Source organism: Winogradskyella pacifica, assembly GCF_013403915.1.
In the GTDB taxonomy this organism is placed as follows: Bacteria; Bacteroidota; Bacteroidia; order Flavobacteriales; family Flavobacteriaceae; genus Winogradskyella; species Winogradskyella pacifica.
The window spans coordinates 70,411-76,895 of record NZ_JABFDI010000020.1 but is presented as its reverse complement, the minus strand read 5'-3'; the positions used below and the strand labels follow the sequence as shown (position 1 = coordinate 76,895).

Sequence of the window (6,485 nt, the reverse complement as noted above, 5' to 3'; positions counted from 1 at the left end):
CTTTAAGATACGAAAATCAATGCTTCTTTGAAAATATAAAATATAAAAAAAGAGACTGCCTTTTTAGACAGCCTCTTCTTTATTTAATAGTTAAGAATTAACACTAACCATAAACATTCTTTTTAACTATTAAATAATGGGTTTAGAACATACCTCCACCTTCTTTAACGTCGTTATCACGCTGCTTACGAGATTTTGCTCTGTATTTTCCTCCACCAAAACGGTAAGATAAACGTGCTGATATTTGCTGACTTTCCCAATTAAATCGTCCGGTTTGTGCATACGGTCTTTCACTCGTAAATTCGGCATACATCGTGTTGAAAATATCATTGTAACTTAAGCTGAAATTAGCTCTCTTTTCCATGAAACTATAATTAAGACCTAAATTAACCATGAGCATATCGCTCATTTCAAATTGAATATTTTTGTTTTTCCCTCTATACATTCCGAAAATAGAAAAACTCAAACTTTCATCGACTTTAAAGCTATTGAAAGCTCTTGCACTCCAAGCGATGTTATCTACTTCAATAGTGTTTAAGATAATATTCATATCCGTATCAAACGATTCGGCAATACTTTTTTGGGATTGTGAGTATAAATCAAAACTCGCATTAACACTCCACCATTTGGTTGGACGGTAATTTGATGATACTTCTACACCGTAAGATGTGGTGTTATCAAAATTCAAATTCGTTAAAATTAAACGATTGATATCTGCTCGGTCTATTAAAACGGCTTGTTGTATTTCGTCTTCAATAATTCTGTAAAAAACACCACCGGTAATGCTTCCTTTTTCAAGCTGTCTGGTGTAATTCATTTCAATAGAATTCGTAAACTGAGGTCTTAATTCTTGATTTCCAAATTGTGAAATTAAAGGAGTATTCCATTCTGGTAATGGATTTACTTGTCCAATACCAGGACGATCTATTCTTCTGCTATAACTTAATTGATACGAGTTTTTATCTGTAGGAGAATAGGTGAAAAATGCTGATGGATATAATTCAAAATAATTGTTTTCAAAAGGAATTATAAGTTCGTCGTTAGAGGCTAAATCTTTTTTGAAAGCTTCAGAATCTACATTTACGGTTTCTGCTCTCAAACCAATTTGGTAGCTCCATTTTTCCAATTTAGCACCATAAGTTGCATAAGCAGAATAAATATCTCTAGTATAATCAAAACGTGTGGTTGTCGGAATATAGTCACCGTCTTGGTTGGTTTCTCGTGCATCAGATTCATAAAAAAGACTAGTATCAAATAAACGCGCTTGCAATCCTAATTCTAATTTAGTGGTTTCCGATAATGGATTCACATAATCTAAATTTAAAGTGGTATTTGTTCTATCTGTGTCTGTATCTTCTAAAAAGTTAGGACGTTGAGAACTGTAGAAGATATTATTTACGTCATTAGAGCCTTCAAAAGTATTGTAATCTGCTTCAAGCTCTATGCTATGACCTTCTTCATTAAAATCGTGCTTATAATTAACATTGTATTGTTGCGAATCATTATCACTACCTCCTCTTGTAAATTGCGATTCATTTAATGATGGATTAGACAAGTAATTGATATTAGAATCTGCAGTACTCCAGTTATCAAAAATATTTTGATTGGTAAAAACCGAAATAGTATTCTTATCATTTAAATAATAATCGACTCCAACTTTAAACAAATGCGATTTGTTATTATTTAAAATGTCAAAGTTTTGTTCAATCCCTTGCTCAGTCCTGTTAAACGCTCCATTATTCGCGTTTTTAGCAATACTATTACTATAAGAACCGTAAACATTTAATTTTCCATTTCTATAATTCGCATCGATTGAGCTATTAAATTTTGCTTCAATATCGTGCGATAAACCGAAATTAATATTACCATTAAAACCAATTTGTGTGTTTTTATGAAGTACAATATTAATAATCCCACTCATACCTTCAGGATTGTATTTTGCAGAAGGGTTGGTGATCAATTCAATACTTTTAATTGAAGTTGAAGGAATCTGTTTTAGCAATTGATCCGCAGGAATGTTAGATAACTTTCCATCGACCATAACTCGTACATTTTGGTTACCACGCAAACTTACAGAACCGGTCTGTTGATCGACGCTTACAGAAGGTAAGTTGTTCATAATCTCACTTGCCGTTGCGCCAGCAGTTTGTAAATCTTTACCTATGGTAATAACTTTTCTGTCCACACGTTGTTGTATTGTAGACACATCTGCAACTATGGTTACTTCATCTAAACCGGTAGATTCTTCTTCAAGTTTAATGTCACCAAGGTTAGGTTTGTAGTTGCCCTTGCCAATGGTTATGTTTTTGTCAATGGTTTTAAAACCTACAAATTGAATAGAAACAATAACTTTTCCTTCCGGAATATTTTGAATTTCGAAAGTGCCGTCGTCACTAGTTATACCTCCTGTAATAATTTTATTCGCCATATCTTTAATGACAATATTTACATAAGGTAAGGGTTCGTTTAATTCTGCATCTATAACGCGTCCTGAAACAGAACCGTCTTTAATATCAGAATTGGAGTTGGGTTGCGCACTTATAATGGTTGATGAGATCATTATAAGCATTAGTAAGAAATGCTTCATTTTTGATTGAAATTTTGGTTAATTTTTTTGATTGATTTAACAGTTTGTTTAACAGTAGACGATTATATTTAGGTTGTGTTACTCTAAAAAATTTACTTAACATTATTTTAACATTATGAACAAAACAACATTAGTTATCGGAGCATCTCTAAAACCAGAGCGCTATTCTAACATTGCCATAAAACGATTAAGACGTTATAATCATGAAGTGAAAGCCTTTGGGTTAAGAACAGGAAAAGTTGAAGATGTATCTATTGATACAGAGTTAATGCCATATAATGGAATAGATACCGTGACATTGTATCTTAATCCGCAACGTCAAAAGCCGTATTACGATTACATTATTGGTTTAAAACCAGAACGTATTATCTTTAATCCGGGAACAGAAAACCCAGAATTTTACAATATTTTAGAACAGCATAATATTGATTATGAAGTGGCTTGTACTTTAGTATTACTGAGCACCGGACAATATTAAGCCTTCTTTTTTATAAGAAGTAAACCTAGAAACATTAATAGACCATTGTAGATTAATATCTCGAATCCGATTTCGTGACCATTAAATAATTCTTTAGAATATAGATTTAAGATATACGAAAGGAGTGGAGCCGCAATGGCGATAATCCATACTAATTTATCTTTAATTTGGAATTTGGTAATTAAGCCAAAAGCAAACAATCCTAATAACGGTCCGTAGGTATAACCTGCTGCTTTAAAGAGTTCCCAAATTACAGAAACATCTGTGAAAATGATATCGAATAATAAGATGACCAGAACAAGCACCGCACTAAAGCCAATATGAACACGTTTTCTTAAACCTCTTCGTTTGGCTTCGGGTTTGTTTTCAATATCTAAAATATCGAAACAAAATGATGTGGTTAGTGATGTTAAAGCAGAATCAGCACTAGAATAAGCAGCCGCAATTAAGCCAAGTAAAAAGAATGCTGAGGTTACAATTCCTATTTCAGGAAGCATTGCAATTGTAGGGAACAGATCATCTTTAGACGCTGTAATTCCGTTTTTAGCCGCGTACTGTGTTAACATCAAACCAAGGACAAGGAAAAGAATATTTACAAAAACGAGAACAATACTAAAGGTTATCATGTTCTTCTGAGCGTCTTTTAAATTACGACAGGTTAAGTTTTTTTGCATCATATCTTGGTCTAAGCCTGTCATGGTGATGGTGATAAAAATTCCAGATAAAAAGCTCTTCCAGAAATATTGAGAATCATTACCATCTTCAAAGAAGAAGACTTTGCTAAGGTTGCTTTCTTTGGTATAAGTGATAATGTCTCCAATACCATTCAAGTCTAAAGCAGATGCTAAAAAGACAATCGTTACGATTACAGAAACTAACATAAATAAGGTCTGAAGCGTGTCTGTAAAAATGATGGTTTTTATACCTCCTCTAAAGGTGTAAAGCCAAATTAAGGCAATGGTAATTATTACGGTTATTGCGAATGGAATATCAAACAGATCAAAAACTAAAAGTTGTAAAACTTTAGCAACTAAAAATAAACGAAACGACGCACCAACAGTTCTAGAAATTAAAAAAGCGATAGATCCTGTTTTGTAACTGACAATACCAAAACGGTCTTTTAAATACGTATAGATTGAGGTGAGGTTGAGCCTATAATAGAGCGGTAAGAGGACGTAAGCAATTATTAAATACCCAAAAAAGTAACCAAAAACAACCTGCAGATATCCAAATTGTTTGGCTTCAATAGCACCAGGAACTGAGATGAAAGTCACCCCAGACAATGAAGCTCCAATCATTCCAAAAGCGACCAAATACCATGGAGCAGATTTGTTAGCCTTAAAAAAAGCGGCATTAGAATCTTCTTTTCCAGTGAAATAAGAGATTAAAATTAGCAATCCAAAATAACATACAATTAATAATAGTATTGCTGTTGGAGACATGATGTATAAGTTTTAATAATATTTACGAAAAATAGTGTATTTGAAAAAAAGGACTGCGTTAAAGTAGAAATAATTATGAAAAACTTATTTAGATATTCAGTATTTAACTTTAAATAGACTTTTAAAACAACCCCTATTTTATGTTCAAAAATCTTTACCTTCGCGCCTATGGAATTTTCATCAAAACTCTTAGAAAACGCAGTTAACGAAATGTCGCAATTACCAGGTATTGGTAAGCGTACGGCATTGCGTTTAGTGTTACATATGTTACGACAACCAGAAAATCAAACCTTTCAATTAGCTAATGCGTTAACGAAGGTGAGAGCAGAAATTAATTTTTGTAAATCGTGCCATAATATTAGCGATACGGTGTTGTGCGAAATATGTTCAAACCCAAAACGTAATAGTGAATTAATTTGTGTTGTTGAAGATATTAGAGATGTTATGGCTGTAGAAAATACAAGCTCATTTAAAGGTCTGTATCATGTTTTAGGAGGAAAAATATCTCCAATGGATGGTATTGGACCTCAAGATTTGAATATAACAACTTTAGTCGAAAAAGTGAAAACAGGTGAAGTAAAAGAATTAATTTTTGCTATGAGTCCAACGATGGAAGGAGATACGACCAACTTTTATATCTTCAGACAAATTCAAGATTATAATGTAGCAACATCTACTATCGCAAGAGGTGTGGCTGCTGGTAACGAATTAGAATATACCGACGAAATTACTTTAGGCCGCAGTATTATAGATCGTGTGCCTTTTGAAGCATCCTTAAAATCTTAATAATATATTGAAGCTATCTGTCATCATATTAAATTATAATGTACGCTATTTTTTAGAATTATGTCTAAAAAGTGTGGAAGCAGCCATTGCTGATATCGATGCAGAAATTATAGTGATAGATAACAACTCCCCTGATGATAGTTGTGCTATGGTGAAGGAATTATTTCCTTCTGTGGAATTGATTGAAAACAAAGATAATTCAGGATTTTCTAAAGGTAATAATATAGGAGTTGCGCAAGCTAAAGGAGAATATTTATGTATTCTTAATCCGGATACGATTGTCGCAGAAGATACGTTCACAAAACTTATTAAGTTTACTGACGGTAAAGATAATCTCGGAATTGTAGGTTGTCAACTTATAGATGGTAAAGGTAATTTTCTACCAGAAAGTAAACGTAATGTACCTACACCAAAAGTGTCCTTAAAAAAAGTATTAGGTAGCACTAATGATTATTATGCCAATCATATTGAAACCGAAAGTACAGGCAAAGTAGATATTTTAGTCGGAGCTTTTATGTGGCTTAAAAAAAACGTGTACGACGTTGTTGGTGGTTTTGATGAAGACTATTTTATGTACGGAGAAGATATCGATTTGTCTTATAAAGTAGTTAAGGCAGGTTATGATAATTTCTACTTTGGAGAAACGACTGTAATTCACTTTAAAGGAGAAAGCACTCTAAAAGATTCGAAGTACGCAAAACGGTTTTACGGTGCCATGCAAATATTCTACAAAAAGCATTTTAAGCAGAATCTATTATTTAATGCTGTGGTTTGGGTAGGTATTAAAATGGCACATTTTTTACGGAAGAATACCGTTGAGGTAAAAATAAAGTCAAATCAATCCTATTTATATTCAGTTGATTTTGATCCAATTTTGGTAGAACAATTACCAAATCCAACCCACATTGAAAATACAATACAAGATAATATTGAGAATAACAGTCTAATCGTTTATGATTTTAAAATGTTGATTTCAAGCATTGTAATTGCAGATATGAAACAAAAATCAAAGCAAGAAAATATTGTTTTTAGATTTCTTTTAAAAAATAGTAAATTTATCCTCGGAAGTGATAGCGCTACCAATAGAGGGGAAGTGCTTCACTTCTAGAATGTATTTGTTGAATAAAAACCAATAAAACATCTATTTTTTTAGTAATTTTGCACGCGATTAGCAAATAACGACCTACAAATT

Annotated in this window: 5 protein-coding genes; 3 read left to right on the top strand and 2 right to left on the bottom strand. The window is 32.6% G+C overall.

Annotated features, from left to right (window positions below):
- Positions 1-142 precede the first annotated feature (142 nt).
- Positions 143-2,587, bottom strand: a complete 2,445-nt coding sequence (locus tag HM984_RS15455; RefSeq protein WP_179349811.1) for a TonB-dependent receptor — start codon at positions 2,585-2,587, stop codon at positions 143-145.
- Between the two features lie 115 nt (positions 2,588-2,702).
- On the opposite strand from HM984_RS15455, the gene HM984_RS15450 reads away from it, so the two are divergent.
- Positions 2,703-3,065 carry a CoA-binding protein gene (locus HM984_RS15450; RefSeq protein ID WP_179349810.1) on the top strand — a complete coding sequence of 121 codons (363 nt, stop codon included), beginning with the start codon at positions 2,703-2,705 and terminating at the stop codon, positions 3,063-3,065.
- Here the strand turns inward: HM984_RS15450 and HM984_RS15445 are convergent.
- A complete protein-coding gene (locus tag HM984_RS15445) occupies positions 3,062-4,507 on the bottom strand; it encodes a sodium:solute symporter (protein WP_115809969.1) in 1,446 nt (481 codons plus the stop codon). The two genes, HM984_RS15450 and HM984_RS15445, sit on opposite strands and share 4 nt — an antisense overlap.
- A gap of 168 nt (positions 4,508-4,675) precedes the next feature.
- Here HM984_RS15445 and recR point away from each other — a divergent pair, with 168 nt between their 5' ends.
- Together recR and HM984_RS15435 are read left to right on the top strand one after the other, a co-directional pair.
- Positions 4,676-5,293, top strand: coding sequence for a recombination mediator RecR (gene recR, locus HM984_RS15440; RefSeq protein WP_092469149.1), 618 nt, complete (start codon positions 4,676-4,678; stop codon positions 5,291-5,293).
- Positions 5,294-5,300: 7 nt separating this feature from the next.
- Complete coding sequence (locus HM984_RS15435; RefSeq protein ID WP_179349809.1) at positions 5,301-6,401, top strand: glycosyltransferase family 2 protein; 1,101 nt, start codon at positions 5,301-5,303, stop codon at positions 6,399-6,401.
- The last annotated feature ends 84 nt before the right edge of the window (positions 6,402-6,485 follow it).